The 19912-nt window shown below is 69.4% G+C and carries 14 protein-coding genes; 10 read left to right on the forward strand and 4 right to left on the reverse strand.

The window, feature by feature from the left end; genetic code table 11:
• Positions 1-2 precede the first annotated feature (2 nt).
• The gene (locus ACFMRZ_RS21720; protein ID WP_400180531.1) at positions 3-875 is read right to left on the reverse strand and encodes a helix-turn-helix domain-containing protein; all 873 of its coding nucleotides are present in this window, start codon (positions 873-875) and stop codon (positions 3-5) included.
• 158 nt (positions 876-1033) lie between these two features.
• Complete coding sequence (locus ACFMRZ_RS21725) at positions 1034-1606, reverse strand: DUF4282 domain-containing protein (RefSeq protein ID WP_280273114.1); 573 nt, start codon at positions 1604-1606, stop codon at positions 1034-1036.
• A 290-nt stretch (positions 1607-1896) separates the two neighbouring features.
• On the opposite strand from ACFMRZ_RS21725, the gene ACFMRZ_RS21730 reads away from it, so the two are divergent.
• Together ACFMRZ_RS21730 and ACFMRZ_RS21735 are read left to right on the forward strand one after the other, a co-directional pair.
• Entirely contained in the window at positions 1897-2394 is a 498-nt protein-coding gene (locus ACFMRZ_RS21730; RefSeq protein WP_280273113.1) for a hypothetical protein, read from the forward strand.
• 121 nt (positions 2395-2515) lie between these two features.
• On the forward strand, positions 2516-4732 hold the full coding sequence (locus ACFMRZ_RS21735) for a molybdopterin-dependent oxidoreductase (protein WP_400180532.1): 2217 nt from the start codon (positions 2516-2518) through the stop codon (positions 4730-4732).
• Positions 4733-5033: 301 nt separating this feature from the next.
• On the opposite strand, the gene ACFMRZ_RS21740 is transcribed toward ACFMRZ_RS21735, so the two are convergent.
• Entirely contained in the window at positions 5034-5489 is a 456-nt protein-coding gene (locus tag ACFMRZ_RS21740) for a GtrA family protein (protein ID WP_400180533.1), read from the reverse strand.
• Positions 5490-5569: 80 nt separating this feature from the next.
• Between ACFMRZ_RS21740 and ACFMRZ_RS21745 the strand changes: the two genes are divergently transcribed.
• From ACFMRZ_RS21745 to ACFMRZ_RS21780, 8 genes are all read left to right on the forward strand, one after another.
• Positions 5570-7060 (forward strand): FAD-binding protein, encoded by a 1491-nt coding sequence (locus tag ACFMRZ_RS21745; protein WP_400180534.1) that lies wholly within the window; start codon positions 5570-5572, stop codon positions 7058-7060.
• Positions 7061-7076: 16 nt separating this feature from the next.
• A complete protein-coding gene (locus ACFMRZ_RS21750; protein ID WP_400180535.1) occupies positions 7077-7838 on the forward strand; it encodes a decaprenylphospho-beta-D-erythro-pentofuranosid-2-ulose 2-reductase in 762 nt (253 codons plus the stop codon).
• Positions 7839-7889: 51 nt separating this feature from the next.
• Complete coding sequence (locus tag ACFMRZ_RS21755) at positions 7890-8135, forward strand: hypothetical protein (protein WP_400180536.1); 246 nt, start codon at positions 7890-7892, stop codon at positions 8133-8135.
• The gene (locus tag ACFMRZ_RS21760) at positions 8132-8566 is read left to right on the forward strand and encodes a type II toxin-antitoxin system VapC family toxin (protein WP_400180537.1); all 435 of its coding nucleotides are present in this window, start codon (positions 8132-8134) and stop codon (positions 8564-8566) included. The genes ACFMRZ_RS21755 and ACFMRZ_RS21760 overlap by 4 nt, the downstream gene beginning before the upstream one ends.
• A 97-nt stretch (positions 8567-8663) precedes the next feature.
• On the forward strand, positions 8664-10763 hold the full coding sequence (locus ACFMRZ_RS21765) for an arabinofuranosyltransferase (RefSeq protein WP_400180538.1): 2100 nt from the start codon (positions 8664-8666) through the stop codon (positions 10761-10763).
• 206 nt (positions 10764-10969) lie between these two features.
• Entirely contained in the window at positions 10970-12820 is a 1851-nt protein-coding gene (locus ACFMRZ_RS21770; RefSeq protein WP_400182936.1) for a glycosyl transferase, read from the forward strand.
• 35 nt (positions 12821-12855) lie between these two features.
• On the forward strand, positions 12856-16149 hold the full coding sequence (locus tag ACFMRZ_RS21775) for an arabinosyltransferase domain-containing protein (RefSeq protein ID WP_400180539.1): 3294 nt from the start codon (positions 12856-12858) through the stop codon (positions 16147-16149).
• Between the two features lie 83 nt (positions 16150-16232).
• On the forward strand, positions 16233-19613 hold the full coding sequence (locus tag ACFMRZ_RS21780; protein WP_400180540.1) for an arabinosyltransferase domain-containing protein: 3381 nt from the start codon (positions 16233-16235) through the stop codon (positions 19611-19613).
• A 55-nt stretch (positions 19614-19668) separates the two neighbouring features.
• On the opposite strand, the gene ACFMRZ_RS21785 is transcribed toward ACFMRZ_RS21780, so the two are convergent.
• Complete coding sequence (locus ACFMRZ_RS21785) at positions 19669-19869, reverse strand: DUF5988 family protein (RefSeq protein ID WP_280271157.1); 201 nt, start codon at positions 19867-19869, stop codon at positions 19669-19671.
• Between the last annotated feature and the right edge of the window lie 43 nt (positions 19870-19912).

Consider the following 19912-nt stretch of genomic DNA (forward strand, 5'->3'; position numbering starts at 1 on the left):
GCTCAGAACGCGGCCAGGGCCTCCTCGATGGCCGCGCGGGCGTCCACGGACGCGGTCCGGATACCGCCGAAAGCCGCACGGTAGCGCGCGATTTCGGCCTCCTTGTCGAGATATGTGGAGCCGGTGAAGTTTTCGATGTACACCACCGGCGGCTCGCTCAGATCGCTTGCGGGCTCGGGAAATTCGAGCAGCATGAAGCGACCCGTCTCCATACCGTCGTGGTAGCCGCAGTCGTTGGGCACCACCCGGAGATCGACGTTGGGCCGCTCCGACATCCGGCGCAGGTGGTCGAGTTGGGCGGCGTGCACGTCGGCGCCACCGATCCGGTGCCACAGCAGCGACTCGGCGAGCACCGCCACCAGCCGGACCGGCGAGCGCGGGCGGGTCAGCACGTTCTGCCGGGCCACCCGCAGCGCCACCCGCCGCTCCAGTTCCGAACCGGGCATGTCCGGCCGCGCCGCGGACAGCACCGCACGGGCGTAGTCCTCGGTCTGTAGCAGGCCGGGCACCAGATCGTTCTCGAAGGTCGAGAGGCGGTCGGCGGCCTCCTCGAGGCCGATGTACACATCGAAACCCTCGGGGATCACATCGCCGTATTCGGCCCACCAGCCGCGCGACTTGGTCTCCCGGGCCAGCGCGGTCAGCGGTTCGACCAGCTCGGCCGGTGCCCCGTAGATCTTGCACATGGCCTCGACATCGAGGCCGCGCAGCGAGGTCTGGCCGGTCTCGATGCGCCAGATCTTGGCCTCCGACCACTCCAGCCGCTGGGCCGCCACCCGAGTCGTCATGCGGGCACGGTTGCGCAGGTCGCGAAGCTGCCGCCCCAGCTGCCGCCTGGGCATCGTCGACCCGGTGATCCCGTGCGGTAAAGCCATGCCTTCCCCCTCCGTATCGTGCCGATCCTACCGCTCGACGCGAACCCGCCGAAGGGCGTGGAACGTCACCGAGCGTCCCGGCCGAATTGGACACGCGACTCGGATTGTTGCACAGGCCAACGACTCTCGGATACCGCCTATGGACCCGAATTTCGGAACTATTTCCGGGGCGGGCGCCGGCGGAACCGCCAGAACTGCACGGCGCGAACGTCTTCGGAGAGTTGGTTGACCGGTTCCGCCATCTCCGACAGCGCCTGGAACAGGTCGTCGGCGAGATCGTTGATGTGCTCGACGCGATCGGCCAGCCGCGCGGCGTTCACCAGGAATTCCAGGGCCAACCGCACCGACGCGGCGATCGTCAGCCCCAGCGGCACCGCCACCACCACCGCGAACACCAGCCCCAGCGGCATCGATACGTGCCACAGCAACACCGTGAGCACGATCGGCACGCCGCCGGCGAAGGCCAGGCCGAGCAGGTAGGCCAGCGGCAGCAGCGTGCGCGTCGCCGATCGGTGGAACTGCAGGTCCAGCAGGGCGCGCAGAGCGGCGAGCGCCCACGCGAGGAACGCGCCGGGGCTGCGGAACGGCTCGGCCGGGCGCTCGTCGGCTGGGTCGTCACCCACATGACGTGACAACCTTCGGCCGGTGGACTCCTTCCACGCGAGGAATCGGGGTTCTGCCTCGTAGTCGTCCGCGGGGTCCGCGGGCGGCCCGAGCGGCTCGTCGGTCATGGCCCGATCCTCTCCCGGCCACCGGCCGCGGGCAACGGGTGGGCCACAAGAGTTCTGTTGGGAAACTTTCAGCCACAACAGCTTCGATTCACAGGTACGGACACGACCGTGGTGCTCGGCCCGGCGGCGCCCCGCCACCGCGGTGGACTCGATAGCGAGGCGGAATCAAATGGTGAACCTGTGATGAATTCGACGGCGGGCAAAAAAGTTTCGCAGACCTGTAACACGGCGTCCTATGTGGCCCGATACGTCCCATGAACACCAACGCAGGACCTAGTTTTACCCGGGGAATGGAGAAGACAGTGCGTACGACGTTTCCGACTTCCGTCTCGGCGGCTACCTTGGCCGCCAGCGCGCAGGACTACATCCGGCGCGGTTGGACGGTCGCCGAAACGGCCAACGGCATCTGCCTGATCACCGACGAGGACGTATCGGGCATCGAAGTGACCGGCGAACTCGCGGCGACCGTGCGCCGGTTCCTGCGGGCGAACAACCTCACCGGGCCGGTGATCGAGATTCCGGGCGCCGAGCGCCGCGAGATCCACCTGGTGACCGGCGTCCGCAAGGCCGAGATGGCGCTCGAGGCGCTGCGCGAGGCCGGCGCCACCGTCTACACCGACGGTGCGGGCATCCCGCTCCCGCCGACCCAGCTGTCGGCCGCCGGTGCGGCCGGCTGGGGCGTCGCGCCGGGCGAGGCCCGCTGGCTGCCGCCGGTGGTCGCGATCGCCGCGGCCGTCCGGTCCGCCCGCTCGGGCCGCAAGTCGCAGGTCACACGGATCGCCAGCTAGCCCGCCGGCGCCGCCGCGCCGCACAATCGCATACGACCCGAACCCGCGAGGGCCCAACGGCTCTCGCGGTTTTCGTGGTATCCGGATCGCACTTGTCGGTGGGCCGGGTGATGATGGTGCTATGACGCGCGTCACGGACGGTAACCGCACCCTGCTCCGCACCTGCCCGCTGTGCGAGGCGGTCTGCGGGCTCGAGATCACCCTGTCCGCCGAGGATCGGGTGGTCGGCGTACGGGGCGACCGGGAGGATCCGTTCAGCCGCGGCTTCATCTGTCCGAAGGGCGCCAGCCTCGGCCGCCTCGACGAAGACCCGGAACGGCTGAGCGAGCCGATGATTCGCGACCGCGCCACCGGCACCTGGCGCGCGGCCTCCTGGGAGGAGGCGTTCGACCTGATCGCCGAGCGGCTGCCCGCCCTCGTCGCCGCCCACGGCCATCAGGCCACGGCCCTGTACCTCGGCAATCCGAATGCCCACACCGTCGCGGGAGCGTTGTATCTGCCCCCGCTCATCCGCGCACTGAGCACTCGCAACGTCTATTCCGCCAGCACCGCCGACCAGATGCCCAAGCAGGTGGCCAGCGGGCTGATGTTCGGCGACCCGCTGACGGTCCCGGTGCCCGATCTCGACCGCACCGAGTATCTGCTCGTGCTCGGCGCCAATCCGCTGGAGTCGAACGGATCGCTGTGCACCGCGCCGGACTACCCGGGCCGGTTGAAGGCGCTGCGCACACGCGGCGGGCGGCTCGTGGTGGTCGACCCGCGCCGTACCCGCACGGCGAAGCTGGCCGATGAGCACCTGTTCATCCGGCCGGGCAGCGACGCGTACCTGCTCTTCGCGATCGTGCACACGCTGTTCGCGGAGAACCTGACGACCGTCCGGGTCGAGGCCGAGGGAATCGACGAGGTGCGCACCGCCGCCACGGCCTTTCCGCCGGAGCGGGTCGCCGAGCGCACCGGTATCCCCGCGGAGACCATCGTGCGGCTGGCCCGTGAGCTGGCCGCCGCGCCGACGGCCGCCGTCTACGCCCGCATCGGCACCTGCACGGCCGAGTTCGGCACCCTCACGCAGTGGCTGGTGGACGTGCTCAATGTGCTCACCGGCAATCTGGATCGGCCGGGCGGGGCCATGTTCGCCACCGCCGCCGCGCTCGGCATCGTGCGCACCCGGCCGTTCCGGCTGGGCCGCTGGACCAGTCGGGTGCGGCAGGCGCCGGAGACCATGGGCGAGTTCCCGATCGCCACGCTGGCTGACGAGATCCGCACGCCGGGCGAGGGCCGGGTGCGGGCGCTGGTGACGGTCGCGGGCAATCCGGTGCTGTCGGCGCCCAGCGGCGCGCGGCTCGGTGCGGCGCTGGGCGAACTGGAGTTCATGGTCAGCGTGGACCGCTACCTGAACGAGACCACCCGTCATGCCGATGTGATCCTGCCGCCGCCGCGCACCCTGCAATCGCCGCACTACGATTTCGCGCTCCTGAACTTCGCCGTGCGCGATTACGCGCGCTACTCACGACCGCTGCTGCCGCTGGACGACCGGCCCTCCGAGTCGGAGATCCTGGCGCGGCTGGCGATCGCGGCGTCCGGTCAGCAGCCCGAGCCCGGCCGCGACCCGCTCGCCGCGGTGGACGAGCTGATCATCGCCGGCACCCTGCACAAGGCCGGCCTGCTCGAACGCCGCGCCGAGCTGCTCGGCGACAACAGCACCGAACAGCGCATCGACATGATGCTGCGGCTAGGCCCGTACGGCGAGTGGAATCCGCAGGCGCGGCCCGTCGAGCAGACGGGGGTGTCCGGCGGGCTGAATCTGCAAGTGCTGCTGGACCATCCGCACGGCCTCGACCTGGGTCCGCTGCGACCGCGGCTGCCGGGCGTGCTCCGTACCGCCTCGAAGCGGGTCGAGCTGGCCCCGCGCCCGCTGCTGGACGATGTCGAGCGGCTGCGCGCCCGGCTCACCGAGCAGGCCGCGGGCATGGTGCTGATCGGGCGTCGCCAGCTGCGCTCCAACAACAGCTGGATGCACAACGTGCCGAGCCTGGTCGGCGGGTCCAACACCTGCACGCTGCACGTCCACCCCGACGATGTGCGGCGGCTGGGCCTGGGCGCCGAGGCGGTGGTGAAATCGGCGGCGGGCATCCTCACCGTGCCGGTCGAGCCGACCGAGGAGATCATGCCGGGCGTGGTGAGCCTGCCGCACGGCTGGGGCCACTCCGACAGCGCGCAATCGGTCGCCCGCGCGCACGCCGGAGTGAATGCCAATGTGCTGACCGATGATTCGATCGTCGACGTCCCCTCCGGCAACGCCGTGTTCAACGGAGTGCCGGTGACTTTGACCCCGGTCTGACCGGTCCGCCTCCGGCAAGGGGGATTACACACCGGTCAAGATCGGGCGCGCTGCGCGAAATTGCCAACGCAATATTGCGAATTGTCCTCGCCCGCAGCCGAAAGCGGGCCACCGGGCCGCTTCGCCACGCCAGTATCGTTGCAGCTAACCATGTTTCGTGTCTTGCGGCACCGCCGCGCCCGGCGCATTCTTCGGTGACAACAGCTTCGGCGCGACGCCCGTGACCCGAGCCCCCGTCGCCGAATATCGAATCCGCCGGTCCCGGCCGCAATGGTGCTTCTCCGGGATCGGCGGGTTCGCCTCACCGGAGCTTGAAGATCACCAGGCGCTGGACGACGAAATTGATCACCGTGGCCGTGCCCTGCGCGACGATGAAGGCCAGCCAGATACGCCACCATTCGTCCGGCAGCACGTGGTAGAGCACCTGATTGATGCCGACCTGCACGGCGAAGGTCAACGCGTACAGCACGACCACGGCCAGGAAGCGCGCTCGGCTCGGCGCCGCCTGGAAGGTCCAGCGGCGATTGATCAAATAGGCCGTCGTGGTCCCGGCGATGAAACTGATCGACTTCGCCGCCGCCACCGGCAACCCCACCACCTGCAACAGCAGCGTGTACAGCCCGAAGTCGATGATCGCGGAGAACCCGCCGGACAGCGCGAAGCGGATGATCTGAGTCCTCAGATCGACACTCGTGCCGCCGGGTTCGTCGACCAGAGGCAACTCGGGTGGCAGTGGCAGATGGGGTTCCGCGGTCACGCGCACGAGCGTAGCGGGTTGCCCCGCGACGCTCGTGACACCGGGACCGATGTCCGGTCATACCTGTAGCCTCTATGCCGATGTCCACGAAAGCTCAGACCTCCACCGCCGCGGGTCCTGCGAAAACTGCGGGCGACGGCGCTGCGTCACAGAATGACAGCTCAGGGTCGTCCGAACGCTACGACCTGCCGACCAGCACCCGCCGGCTGACGGGATGGGGCCGCACCGCGCCCACCTCCGCCGAAGTGCTCTCGACCGGCGATCCGGAAGTGATCGCACGGGCGGTGGCGATGGTCGCGCAGGACAACGCCGACAAGCCCGCCCACCTGCGCCGCGGCGTGATCGCCCGCGGGCTCGGCCGCTCCTACGGCGACAACGCGCAGAATGCCGGCGGCCTGGTCGTCGACATGACCGCGATGAACAAGATCCACCGCATCGATCGCGACACCCATCTGGTCGATGTCGACGCCGGGGTGAACCTGGATCAGCTGATGAAGGCGGCGCTGCCGTTCGGCCTGTGGGTCCCGGTGCTGCCGGGCACCCGGCAGGTCACCGTCGGCGGCGCGATCGGCTCCGACATCCACGGCAAGAACCACCACAGCGCGGGCAGCTTCGGCAATCACGTGCGGTCGATGGAACTGCTCACCGCCGACGGCACGGTGCACCACATCACGCCGAAGCGGAACGCGAAACTGTTCTGGGCGACCGTCGGCGGGTGCGGGCTCACCGGCATCATCCTGCGGGCCACCATCGAGATGACGCCGACCGAGACCGCGTACTTCATCGCCGACGGCGATGTCACCGCGACGCTCGAGGAGACCATCGCCTTCCACAGCGACGGCTCGGAGGATCGCTACGAATACAGCTCGGCCTGGTTCGACGCGATCAGCCCGGAGCCCAAGCTGGGCCGGGCCGCGATCTCGCGCGGCAATCTGGCGAAGCTGGACGAATTGCCGAAGAAGCTGCGGAAGGATCCGCTGAAGTTCAACGGCAAGACCTTCCTCACGCTGCCCGATGTCTTCCCGAACGGCCTGGCCAACAAGTACACCTTCACGCCGATCGGCGAACTCTGGTACCGCAAGTCGGGGTCCTACCGCGGCAAGGTGCAGAACCTGACGCAGTTCTATCACCCGCTGGACATGCTGGGTGAATGGAACCGCGGCTACGGCTCGAACGGTTTCCTCCAGTACCAGTTCGTGGTGCCGCCGGAGGCCGTCGAGGAATTCAAGAGCATCATCCGCGACATCCAGGGCTCCGGGTTCTACTCGTTCCTCAATGTTTTCAAGTTGTTCGGCCCGGGTAACCAGGCGCCGCTGAGCTTCCCCATGCCGGGCTGGAACATCTGCGTGGACTTCCCGATCAAGGCGGGGCTCAACGAGTTCGTCACCGAATTGGACCGGCGCGTCCTGGAATTCGGCGGGCGGCTCTACACCGGCAAGGATTCCCGCACCACCGCGGAGTCCTTCCACAAGATGTATCCCCGGATCGACGAGTGGATCAAGACCCGCCGAAGTGTCGATCCCACAGGCGTTTTCATGTCCGATATGGCGAGAAGGCTGGAGCTGCAGTGAGCGGTGAGTGCACCAAATGATCAATGCCGTAGGTAACCCCCAGAACATTCTGCTGCTGGGCGGCACCTCCGAGATCGGCCTGGCGATCTGCGCGGAATACCTGAAGAAGGGACCTGCCCGGATCGTGCTCGCCGCCCTGCCCGACGATCCGCTGCGCGCGGACTCGGTGGCGCAGCTGGAGGCGGCCGGCGCCTCGAAGGTCGAGGTGATCGACTTCGACGCGCTCGACACCGGCAGTCACCCCAAGGTCGTCGAACAGGCTTGGGCCGACGGGGATATCGATGTCGCGATCGTGGCGTTCGCGCTGGACGGCGACGCCGAGGAGCTGTGGCAGAACCAGCAGAAGGCCGTGCGGGTCGCCGAGGTCAACTACACCGCGTCGGTATCGGTCGGGGTGCTGGTCGGCGAGAAGATGAAGTCGCAGGGCTACGGGCGGATCGTCGTCATGTCCTCGGTCGCCGGTGAGCGCGTGAAGCGCGCCAACTTCGTCTACGGCTCCACCAAGGCCGGCCTGGACGGCTTCTACCTCGGCCTGGGCGAGGCCCTGCGCCCCTTCGGCCCCCGCGTGACGGTGATCCGCCCAGGCCAGGTCCGCACCAAGTTCTCCGCCCACGTCGACGAGGCCCCCCTCACCGTCAACAAGGAGGAGGTAGCCGCCCTGGCGGTCGCCGCCTCCCAAAAAGGCAGGGAAATAGCCTGGGCCCCAGGCACTTTCCGCTGGGTCATGATGATCCTCCGCCACGTCCCCCGCCCGATCTTCCGCCGCCTCCCCCTCTGACCGCCGGATTTTCGAGGACGAACGGCTTGGCGTGAACGGTATCCTGAGGCCATGACCGCAGCCTTCGACAACATGGACCTGCGCGAACTCGTCGGCTTGCTGACCGAGGAGGAGCGGCAGGAACTCCGTCCCGTCGTGCTGCGGCTGGTCGCCAGCCATGGCCGGACGGTCGGGCGGACGGACGAGGAGGCGGGTCCCAAGCCCCGCCTCTCGTTCGCAGGCACCGCCGAGGCCGACCCCGACTTCGCCTCCAGCTCGCAGGAGGTTCTTCGCCGCGAGCTCGGCGGCCGGGGGTGATCCTCTGCGATACCGGCCCCTTGCTGGCCATCGCCAACAAGAACGACAGCGAACATGTGGCATGTGTGTCAGCACTCACCCGGGAGCCCGGTCCGCTGATCGTTCCTGACCTGGTCGTCACCGAGGTCTGCTACATGCTCGGAAAACTCGGGCCGCGGCCCGAAGCGAAGTTTCTGCGGGCACTGGCCGACGAGGAACTGCGGGTCGAGCCGCTATGCCCGGGCGACTACGCGCGCGTCGCCGAACTTGTTCTGCAGTACGGTGGTTTTCCGCTCGGTGCGGTAGACGCCGCGGTTATCGCCGTCGCAGAACGACTGCGGATTACCAGGGTTGCGACTCTCGACCACCGGCATTTCAGGCAAGTCGTGCCGAAGCATTGCGATGCGCTCGAACTGTTGCCGGGTGAGGAAACACTGGCACGGCATCGGTGACCTGTCCGGCATCGGCGGTGCGGACGGTTCGTCCTTCTCTGACTAGAGTGACGCTCGGCTCGCGGTCAGTGCAGGCGATTGAGGAACCGGAGGCAGCGTGCGGGTACTTTTCCGGCAGGTCGGTGGGGGTCTTGGGGAGGCGGGGCTCGCGGCGGTGGTCGCGGGGGCGGTGGCGGCCGTGGGGCTGGTGGCGTTCGGGACCGTGCAGTGGCCGGCCTTCAATTCCTCCAATGTGACTCGGGCGCTGACCACGGTCGGGCAGGTGGCGGCGGTGGCGCTGCTGGTCGCGGCGGTGGTGCTGGTGCGGCTGCGGCGGTGGTCGTGGCTGGCGAAAGTGCTGTCCTGGGTGGGCATTTCGGGGTTCGTGACGGTGACGCTGGGGATGCCGCTGGCGGCCACCAAGCTGTATCTGTTCGGGATCTCGGTGGACCAGGAGTTCCGGACCGAATACCTGACGCGGCTGACCGACACCGCGGCGCTGCACGACATGACCTACATCGATCTGCCGCCGTACTACCCCGCCGGGTGGTTCTGGATCGGCGGGCGGGTGGCGAACCTGCTCGGCATGTCCGGGTGGGAGACGTTCAAGCCCTACGCGATCGCCGCGCTGGCGGTGGCGGCGGCGCTGGCAATGGTGTTGTGGTCCAGGCTGATTCGCGCCGACTGGGCCGTGGCGGTAGCGGCCGCGACGACCGCCGTGACGCTGGCGTTCGCGTCGCCCGAGGCCTACAGCGCAGTCCTGGTAGTCCTGTTCGCCCCTGCCATGCTGCTGGCCTGGGGAGCGCTGTACCGCCCGGCGGAGTACGCCACGACCGGCCCGGCTGTCGCGGCATCCGGCGCACCGGCCGAGGAAAATGTGGCCGCGACAGACAGTGCCGTGGCTGTCGCGTCGACCGGCGAGGCTTCAGGGCCGATCGGTGCGGCCGAGTCGGGTGCCGGTGCCGCTGGTGCGGGCGCTACCGCGAAGACCGCGGGTGGATGGGGGGCGGCGGTCGGGGCCGGGTTGTTCCTCGGCGTTTCGGCGATGTTCTACCAACTGTTCGCCGGTGTCGCGGTGTTCACGGTGGTATTGATGGCGGTGGTCGCGTGGTGTGCGCTGCTGTGGCAGCGGCGCGCGGACGCGGTGCACCGGCCGCGGGCGGTTGCGGCCGGGCCGGGCGCGCTGCGGCTGCTGGGGCCGATCTTGGCCCGGCTCGTCGTGATGGGCGTGATCACGGCCGCGCTGGCGCTGATCACCTGGGGGCCGTGGCTGGCGAAGGCGCTCACGGGGGCGCGGTCGGGATCGGGGACCGCGCTGCATTATCTGCCGGAGTCGGGGGCCCGGCTGTCGTTCCCGATGTTCGACTTCGGCGAGCCGCTGCTCGGCGCGTTGTGCCTGATCGGCACGGTCTGGCTGGTGGCGCGGGCGGCGAGTTCGCGCCGGGCCCAGGCCCTCGGGATCTCGGTGGTGGCGATCTATCTGTGGTCGCTGGCGTCGCTGACCGTGACCGCGGCCGGATTCACCGGGCTGTCCTTCCGGCTCGAACCGATCCTGCAGACACTGCTGGCCGCGGCCGGAACCTTCGGCTTCGTCGAGGGCGCGCGAGCGATCTACCAGGCGATCAACGAACCGCGGCGGTTCCGGCCCGCCGCCGTGGCGGTCGCGGTGATCGGCGCGCTGGCCTTCGCCCAGAGCATCCCCAGCATTCTGAACAGCGAGATCACCACCGCCTACACCGACACCGACGGCAATGGTGAACGCGCCGACCAGCGCAGCCCGTCGGCGGTGTCGTACTACCGCGAGATCGACGCCGCGCTCACCACGCAGACCGGTCGGCCACGCGACGAGTCGGTGGTACTCACCGCCGACACCAGCTTCCTGGCCTACTACCCGTACTACGGCTTCCAGGGCCTCACCTCGCACTACGCGAATCCGCTGGCCGATTTCGCGGCGCGGGCGGCCGAGATCAAGCGCTGGAGCGGGCTGCAGTCCCCCGCCGAACTGCTCGACGCCCTCGAGCACACCCCGTGGCGGGCGCCGGACGCCTTCCTGTTCCGCGGCAGCGGCGACAAGTACACGCTGCGACTCGCCGAGGACGTCTATCCGAACGATCCCAACGTGCGGCGGTACACGGTGTCCTTCCCCAAGACGCTGTTCGAGGACCCGCATTTCCAGGTGACGAACATCGGCCCGTTCACGCTTATCGTCCGCCATTGATGTGAACAACCCGCCAAACCTGTGGATAAGACTGTGGAATACCTCATTTTCTGTGGATAACTCCCGCTTCGGCGCGCGCTCTCTCAGGAAACGGCGGTAGCGTGGGCCGCTGAGTTTGTCCAGCAAGAGGGAGTTGTACCTGTGGTACCCGGCGGGGAATCGGATCACGACGAACCGAAGCGATCGGGGGAGCCGCGACCGTTGTCCTGGACCCGCCGGCCCACGCCGGCGGGGCGGCGACGCTCGGCACCGCCACCGATTCCCGCCGCGCCGGACTCGTCCGGCGGCTGCGGTCCTCGCGCACCGATCTGCTGATCGGGACGACGTACCTGCTCTTCGCCGTGATCGTGCTGTCCGGCCAGTGGCGCGACACCGACAACGGCTACCTGATCAAGAGCGGCCAGGACCAGTCCATGTGGGAGTGGTTCTTCGCGGTGACCGCGCATTCGGTCGCTCACCTGGAGAGTCCGCTCGGCACCACCCTGCAGAACTTCCCGGCCGGGGTGAACATGATGGCCAACACCGCCATGTTCGGTGTCGGCGTCCCGCTGACCCCCGTCACCATGCTGTTCGGGCCGACCACCACCTACGTGCTGGTGCTCACCGCGGGCCTGGCCGCCACCGCCTTCGCCTGGTACTGGCTGTTCTCCCGGGAACTGGTGCGCTCGCGGTTCGCGGCGGCCGTGGGCGGTGTGTTCTGCGGATTCGCCCCGGCGATGATCTCGCACGCCAACGCCCACCCGAATTTCGTGCTGCTCGCGCTGCTGCCGGTGATCGCGCTCGTCCTCATCCGCCAAGCTCGGCGCGCGACGACCGAACCCGCGCCGGGCCCGGCGCGGCGGGTCCGTGCGGCGGTGACGCTGGGCCTGCTGGTGGCGTTGCAGATCGCGCTGGGCGAGGAGCCGCTGCTGATCTTCGCGCTGGCGTTCGGCCTGTTCACCCTCGTCTACTACCTGCACCGGCCGCGCACCGGGCTGCTGGTGGTGCGCCGGGTAGCGCCCACGGTGGGGCTCGCGGCCCTGATCACGCTGGCGCTCACGGCGATTCCGCTGTGGTGGCAGTTCTTCGGCCCGCAGAGTTACCGGTCCATCGATCACGGCCCGACCGGCAACGACCTGAAGGCGCTGGTGCAGTTCCCGGCGGAATCCCTGGGCGGCATGTTCGCGCCGGGCCAGAACGTCGGTATCAACCCGACCGAGGACAACTCCTACTTCGGCTGGCCGCTGCTGGCGCTGCTGGCCGTCACGGTGGTGCTGCTGTGGCGGCGCGGCCCGCGCGTGGAGCCGTTCAACCACTACCGCGCGGCGCGGGCGGCCACGGCGGTGATCGTGGTGTTCACGGTGCTGTCGCTGGGCGTGATGGCGACGATCGGCAAGCGGCCGCTCGGCGTGAGCCTGCCCTGGAAGTGGCTGGAGCAGGTACCGCTGCTGAACACGGTGCTGGAGACCAGGTTCAGCATGGCCGCCGTGCCGGCCATCGCCGTGATCCTGGCGCTCGGCACCGAACGCGCGATCGCCTACGCGCGCGAGTCGCTCGGTGATCCGCGGCCGCTCATCTGGTTCGGTGCGCTGACCCTGGTGCTGGTGCCGCTGGTGCCGACCATCCTGCCCGTCACCGAGCGCACCCCCACCCCGGCGTTCTTCACCGACGGCACGGTTCGCGACTACGTCAGCAGCGGTTCGGTGGTCATCGCGCCGCCGCCGTCCACCGTCGACGCGCGCGCTCTGCGCTGGCAGGTCGACTCGGGTCTGCAATTCCCGCTCGCCGGTGGGTATTTCGTCGGCCCGGCCCCGGACAAGAAGGGCCGGTACGGCCCCGACATCCGCCCGACCGCGCTGCTGATGGCACAGGCCCAGCAGACCGACCGGGTCCCCGAGATCGATGACACCACCCGCGAACACGCCCTGGCCGACCTGAACTTCTGGAAGGCCGACGTGATCGTGCTGCCTCCGGTCGAGCACGGCCGGGCCATCCACGCCACCCTCGACCAGCTCCTCGGCTTCCCCGGCCGCTACGTCGACGGCGTGTGGGTGTGGGACGTGCGCGGGCTGGTCTGACCGGAGAACGGCGGGGGTGGCTAGCATCAGGCACCGTGCGCGCAGACTCCCCAGCGTTTTCCCCGGTTCGCCTGATCGCCCTCGTATCGGGTGTGCTCGCCGCGCTCTGCGCGGTGCTCGCACCCCTGCTGCCGGTGCGGGAGGACCGCGCCACGCTCGACTGGCCGCAGCCGCAGTCGGTGAACGTGGACGCGCCGCTGGTGTCCTACGTCCCGCTGGATCTGCAGGCGAACATTCCGTGCGCGGCATTCCGCGAACTGCCGAGCGGCACGGTGCTGTCCACGGTGCCCGCCGACGCGCCCGGAGCGAGCGCGAAAGGCTTGCTGGCCAAGGTGACCGACGACGCCGGCGCCCGGCGGCTGTCGGTGCTCCAGCGCGACATCCCGCTGCTGTCCGCGCCGATCGATGAGATCGGCGGCTGCACGGCGCTGACCGTGCACTCCACCGCGGGCGCCACCGACACCGAATTCACGGGCGTCACGCGCGCCGACGGCACCCCGTTCCGCAACTCGGTGTCCGGCGACATCCGCCCGCAGGTGGTCGGCGTCTACACCGATCTGGATCGAGCGCGGCTGGGTGACGCGCACCTGCACGCGGACATCGACTCCCGCTTCTCCTCCACCCCGAGCCCACTGAAACTGGCCGCGATCATCGCCGCGGTCGTACTCACCCTCGTCGCGCTGATCTGCCTGCACCTGATCGACACCGCCGACGGCCGCCGGCCCCGCCGTTTCCTGCCCGCGCACTGGTGGCGTTTCAAGATCGCCGACGGGGTGGTGCTGGGCACGCTGCTGCTGTGGCACGTGATCGGCGCCAACACCTCCGACGACGGCTACATCCTGAACATGGCTCGGGCGTCCCGGCATTCGGGCTATATGGCCAACTACTACCGCTGGTTCGGGGTGGCCGAGGCGCCGTTCGGCTGGCCGTACGAGGTACTGGCCTGGATGACCCGGATCAGCGATGCCAGCTGGTGGATGCGGCTGCCGTCGCTGATCGCCGGCATCGTGTGCTGGCTGGTGATCAGCCGGGAAGTGCTGCCGCGCTTGGGCGCCCGCGTGCGCCGCGACAATATCGCGCGCTGGACGGCGGGCCTGGTGTTCCTGGTCGCCTGGCTGCCCTACGACAACGGCCTGCGCCCGGAACCGTTGATCGCGCTGGGCGCGCTGCTGACCTGGTGCTCGATCGAGCGCGCCATCGCGACCGGGCGGCTGCTGCCCGCCGCGATCGCCGTGCTCATCGCCGCCTTCTCGCTGGCCGCGGGGCCGACGGGCCTGATCTGCATCGCCGCGCTGATCGCCGGATCTCGCCCGGTGCTGCAACTGATCATCAAACGGGCCCGCGGGCGCATGGATTCCGACGACGCGACGCCGGACAAGCGGGCCGGACGCGGGACGTTCGCCTCGGCGATACTGCGCTACGGCGCGCTGCTGGCCCCCGGCGTCGCCGCCGGAACCCTGGTGCTGGTCGTGGTTTTCGCGGATCAGACGCTCGCCTCGGTCATGGAGGCCACCCGGGTGCGCAAGATCATCGGGCCGAACGTGGCCTGGTTCGACGAGCGCACCCGCTGGGACTCGCTGCTGATGCTGTCGCCCGACGGGTCGCTGGCGCGGCGCTTCGGGATTCTCGGCATGGTGCTGTGCCTGGGCGTGTGTGTGCTGGTGATGCTGCGCAAGAGCGGGCGGATTCCGGGCACCTCGCGCGGGCCGTCGGCGCGCATCCTGGGCATCGTGTTCATGTCGCTGCTGCTGATGATGTTCACGCCGACCAAGTGGACCCACCACTTCGGGGTCTACGCCGGTCTGGCCGGTTCGCTCGCCGCGCTCACGGCGGTCGCGGTGGGCGTCAACGGGATTCGCGCGGCGTACAACCGCTCGCTGTTCGCCGCCGCCGTATTCTTCCTGCTCGCAATCACTTTCACCGGTTCGAACGGCTGGTGGTACGTGTCCAGCTACGGAATCCCGTGGTGGGACAAGGCGCCGCTGCTGGCGGGCAAGGGCTTCTCGACGATGTTCCTCGGCCTCGCGGTGCTGTGCCTGCTGCTGGCCGCGTGGCAGTATTACCGCGAGCCGTACCGAAAGGCGGACGGGCGCAAGCGGTTCGACAAGTTCGCCGTGCAGCCGCTGACCATCGCCGCCGCAGCCATGGTGCTGTTCGAGGTGGCCTCGCTCGGCAAGGCGGCCGTCACGCAGTACCCGGCCTACTCGATCACCAAGGCGAATCTGCGTGCGCTGGGCGGCGATTCGTGCTCGCTCGCCGACGACGTGCTGGTCGAGACGAACACCGCGGACTCGCTGCTGCAGCCCTATACCGGCGCGGCGGCGGACGGCCTGGCCGCGGAGAACGTCGGCTTCACCCCCGACGGCGTGGCGCGCGACCTGACCGCCGACGCCGAGGAGACCGTCAGCGGCGGCGCCAACTCGGTCGACACCAAGTCCGAGAACAAAACCACCAACACCACCGGATCGGGCACCGGCGGCGGCAGCACCGACCGGGCGGGCATCAACGGCAGCACGGTGAAGCTGCCGTTCGGGCTCGACCCGGCCCGCACCCCGGTATTGGGCAACTACACCACCGGCGACAAGCAGCAGGCCCACCTGACCTCGCAGTGGTACCGGCTCGACCTCGACGCCGCCCGCGACGATCCCGCCTACCGCCTGCTGACCGTGAGCGCGGCCGGGCGGATCAAGTCGGTGAACAAGGACGGCGTGGTCACCTACGGGCAGGATCTGCGCGTGGAGTTCGCGCACCGCGCCGACGACGGTTCCGAACAGCCGCTCGGCTCGTTCCAGCCGCTCGATATCGGCGGCGCGCCCTCGTGGCGCAACATGCGCGTGCCGCTGGACCGGATTCCCGACGGCACCAACGCGGTGCGCCTCGTCGCGGTCGCCAACGACCTCACCCCGCGGCAGTGGCTCGCCGTCACCCCGCCCCGGCTGCCGAAGCTGGCCACGCTGGACACCGTGGTGGGCCGCGAGGACCCGGTGCTGGAGGACTGGCACGTCGGGCTCGCCTTCCCCTGCCAGCGCCCGTTCGATCACAAGGACGGCGTCGCCGAGGCGCCGCGCTGGCGCATCCTGCCCGACCGGGTCGGCTCCGACGCCTCCAACGCGTGGCAGGACGACATCGGCGGCGGCCCGCTCGGCTGGACCGGCCTGCTGGCCGAGGCCCAGACCGTGCCCGGCTATCTGAACGACGACTGGGACCGCGACTGGGGCTCCCTGGAGCGGCTCACGCCGTATGTCCCGTCCGCGACCCCCGCGACGATCGGCGTGACCGTCGAAACCCGTTCGGGCCGAGCCGAAGACGTCCCCATCCGCGCCCGGTAGCCGATGGGTGGAAGTTGGACGGATGCCTCGAGGATCGGCGTGAACACGGTCACTCTCAGCGTGGGCAGATAACATCACCAACCGTGCCCGACGCCGCAACTGCTGTCTTGACGAAACCGTCGCCCCCCACCCCCGTGGCGACACCCCGCGATTTCCGCACCGCGCGCCTGGTCGCGCTGGTCGCCGGGGTGCTGGGCGCGCTGTTCGCGATCGCCGCCCCGTTCCTGCCGGTGAATCAGACCACCTCCGCGGTGGACTGGCCGCAGGGCGGCACCCTCGGCAGCGTGCAGGCGCCGCTGATGTCGCAGGTTCCGGTGGACCTGAACGCCACCATTCCCTGTTCGCTGGTGGACCAGCTGCCACCGCAGGGCGGCATGCTGCTGGCCACCGCGCCGCCGCAGGGCGACCGCGCCTCGCTGGAGGCGATGTTCGTCCGGGTGTCGGAGACCTCGGTCGACGTCGTGGACCGCAACGCGGTGGTGGCCTCGGCGCAGCGGTCGGAGTTGAGCGGCTGCTCGTCGATCGTGATCAACTCCGATCACGACCGCACCTACGCGTCGTTCGAGGGGGCGACCAGGCAGGTCGAGCAGCCGGTCCAGGGCGGTGCGCCCGGGGCCACCGAGACGGTGACGGCGCCGATCGACGGCACCCTCGGCGGCGATCTGCGGCCCCAGGTGGTCGGCGTGTTCACCGACCTGAAGGGCGCGACGCCGGACGGACTGTCGTTCCACATGACCGTCGACTCCCGGTTCACCACCACCCCGACCCTCACCAAACTGGTGGCGATGATCGCGGCCGTGCTGTGCACGCTGATCGCGCTGGGCGCGCTGGCTCGCCTGGACACCGGTGACGGCCGCGGCCACCGCCGTTTCCTGCCCGCGCACTGGCTGAAGCCGACCTGGGCGGACGGCGCGATCGGCGGCGCCCTGCTGCTGTGGCATTTCGTCGGCGCCAACACCTCCGACGACGGCTACATCCTCAGCATGGTGCGGGTGGCCCCGCACGCCGGTTACCTCGCCAACTACTTCCGCTGGTACGGCGTGCCCGAGGCGCCGTTCGGCTGGTACTACTACGTGATCCAGGCGTTCGCGCAGATCTCCACGGCCAGCGTGTGGGTGCGGATCCCGGCGCTGCTCTGCGGAATCCTGTGCTGGATGGTGATCAGCCGCGAGGTGGTGCCCCGGCTGGGACGCGGCGTGCGCACCTCGAAGGTCGCGCTGTGGACCGGCGGGCTGGTCTTCCTGGCCTTCTGGCTGCCCTACGACAACGGCTTGCGCTCCGAACCGATCGTCGCGCTGGGCGCGCTGCTGACCTGGGTGTCGATCGAGCGGGCCATCGCGACCTCCCGGCTGCTGCCCGCCGCCATAGCCGTCCTGGTCGCGGCGTTCACGCTGGCGGCCGCGCCGACCGGCCTGATGTGCGTGGCGGCCCTGCTCGCCGGTATCCGGCCACTGGTGTGGATCGTGGTGCGCCGCCGCCGCGAACTGGCGGCGGGCGCGGGTTCGGGCTGGGCCTCGAAACGCTGGACCTCGACGCTGATATTGCTGTCGCCGATCGCGGCCGCGGGCTTCCTGGTGCTCACCGTCGTCTACAGCGACCAGACCTTCGCCGCGATCCAGGAGGCCAACCGCGTCCGGCAGCTCGCCGGGCCCAATCTGGCCTGGTACGAGGACTATCTGCGCTACTACTACCTGTTCGTCGAGACCGTGGACGGCTCGCTGGCCCGCCGCTTCGCCTTCCTGGTGATGCTGCTGTGCCTGTTCACCACGATGATGGTGCTGCTGCGCCGCCGGCGGGTACCGGGCATCGCCAGCGGACCGACGTGGCGGCTGATGGGCATCGTGTTCGGGACGATCTTCTTCATGATGTTCAACCCGACGAAGTGGACCCACCACTTCGGCGCCTACGCGGGCATCGCCGGTGCGCTGGGCGCGGTGACCGCGGTCGCGGTGTCGGCGTCGGCGCTGCGCTCCCGGAAGAACCGGTCCATCTTCCTGGCCGCCCTGCTGTTCGCGCTGGCGCTGTCGTTCTCGGGCATCAACGGCTACTGGTACGTGTCCAGCTTCGGGGTGCCGTGGTTCGACAAGACCGTGTCGCTGAAGGGCATCGAGTCCAACACCATCATGCTGGTGCTGTTCGGCTTGGCGCTGGCGCTGGTCGGCTGGCAGTCGCTGCGCGAGGGCTACGCCAAACCGCCGGCGAGCCCGAAAACCGCGCGGGGCAGGCGAATTCGCAAGTTCGCCGCCGTTCCGCTGACCGTGGTCGCGGCCGTGATGGTGCTGTTCGAGGTCTTCTCGCTGGTGAAGGGCGCGGTCGGGCAGTACCCGGCGTACTCGCTGGCGCGCTCGAACGTCGGTGCGGTGGGCGGCGCGACCTGCGGCCTGGCCGACGACATTCTGGTCGAGCAGAACGTCAACAGCGGCAACCTGCAGCCGATCGTCGATCCGGCGCATCCGCCCAAGGACGGCGACGCGCTCGCCGGTGGCGACCCGGTGGGCTTCTCCCCCAACGGTGTTCCGACCGATCTGAAGGCCGACACGGTCGAGGTGAAGCCGGGCACCGGCAACACCTCCACACAGTCGGTGGGCGCGGTGTTCGCCGAGGGCCAGAACGCCGGCACCGGTGGCGGCACCACCCAGCAGGCCGGGGTGAACGGCAGCACCGTGGCGCTGCCGTTCGGCCTCGACCCGGCGACCACCCCGGTGATGGGCAGCTACCAGGAGGGCGTGCAGCAGCCCGCGCACCTGACCTCCAGCTGGTATCAGCTGCCCGCGCGCTCGGATGATTCGCCGCTGGTGGTGATCTCGGCGGCCGGGCGCATCCTGTCGGTCGACGACACCGGCGCGGTCAAGTACGGCCAGTCGCTGACCGTGGAGTACGGCAAGAAGCAGGCCGACGGCTCGGTCAGCAAGCTGGGCAGCTACCTGCCGCGCGACATCGGCCCGTTCCCGTCGTGGCGCAACCTGCGGGTGCCGCTGGACCAGATCTCGCCCGAGGCCGACACGGTGCGCATCGTCGCCAACGACCCGATCCTGATCGGCGACCAGTGGCTGGCGTTCACCGCGCCGCGCGTGCCCAAGCTGCAGACGCTCGACGACGTCATCGGCACCGAGCAGCCGGTGCTGCTGGACTGGGCGGTGGGCCTGCAGTTCCCGTGCCAGCGCCCGTTCGACCACCGCGACGGCGTCGCCGAGGTGCCGAACTACCGCATCCTGCCGGACCGCCCGCTCGCGGTCAGCTCCACCGACACCTGGCAGGCCGAGGAATTCGGTGGCCCCCTTGGCTTCTCACAGATGCTCGCCAAGTCGGTCACCATCCCGACCTACATGAAGAACGACTGGGCCCGCGACTGGGGTTCGCTGGAACGCTACGACCAGTACTACAAGGCCGCCCCGGCCGAAATAACCACCGGCACCACCACCCGCTCGGGCTTCTGGTCCCCGGGCCAACTCCGAGTGTTCTGATCGGATCGAAACCAAGGGCGGGCGGCGCAACCCATGCGCCGCCCGCCCTGTGCTCTCACCGTTCGAGCCGGCCCGTCCACTCGTAGACCGGCAGGTTGCCCTCGGTGGTGTCCTCCCAGCGTGGGGTCACCTTGAAGCGCTCGTAGCCACCGTTGAACTGGATTCGCAGTTCGATGCCCGGTGGGGTGATCGGCACGATGCGCTGTGGCAGGTCGGCCGGTCCACCCTGCAGTACGGCTTTCGGTGAGCTTCCCATAGCTGAAGGCTCTCATACCTGCGGTGATTCACCGGCCGATTCC

Source organism: Nocardia sp. N2S4-5, assembly GCF_044628355.1.
Lineage (GTDB): Bacteria > Actinomycetota > Actinomycetes > Mycobacteriales > Mycobacteriaceae > Nocardia > Nocardia wallacei_B.

What these genes read in the sequence shown, in the direction of transcription:
- ACFMRZ_RS21720 (WP_400180531.1), bottom strand. Translation starts at nt 875, where the DNA reads ATGGCTTTACCGCACGGGATCACCGGGTCGACGATGCCCAGGCGGCAG.
- ACFMRZ_RS21725 (WP_280273114.1), bottom strand. Translation starts at nt 1,606, where the DNA reads ATGACCGACGAGCCGCTCGGGCCGCCCGCGGACCCCGCGGACGACTAC.
- ACFMRZ_RS21730 (WP_280273113.1), top strand. Translation starts at nt 1,897, where the DNA reads ATGGAGAAGACAGTGCGTACGACGTTTCCGACTTCCGTCTCGGCGGCT.
- ACFMRZ_RS21735 (WP_400180532.1), top strand. Translation starts at nt 2,516, where the DNA reads ATGACGCGCGTCACGGACGGTAACCGCACCCTGCTCCGCACCTGCCCG.
- ACFMRZ_RS21745 (WP_400180534.1), top strand. Translation starts at nt 5,570, where the DNA reads ATGTCCACGAAAGCTCAGACCTCCACCGCCGCGGGTCCTGCGAAAACT.
- ACFMRZ_RS21750 (WP_400180535.1), top strand. Translation starts at nt 7,077, where the DNA reads ATGATCAATGCCGTAGGTAACCCCCAGAACATTCTGCTGCTGGGCGGC.
- ACFMRZ_RS21755 (WP_400180536.1), top strand. Translation starts at nt 7,890, where the DNA reads ATGACCGCAGCCTTCGACAACATGGACCTGCGCGAACTCGTCGGCTTG.
- ACFMRZ_RS21785 (WP_280271157.1), bottom strand. Translation starts at nt 19,869, where the DNA reads ATGGGAAGCTCACCGAAAGCCGTACTGCAGGGTGGACCGGCCGACCTG.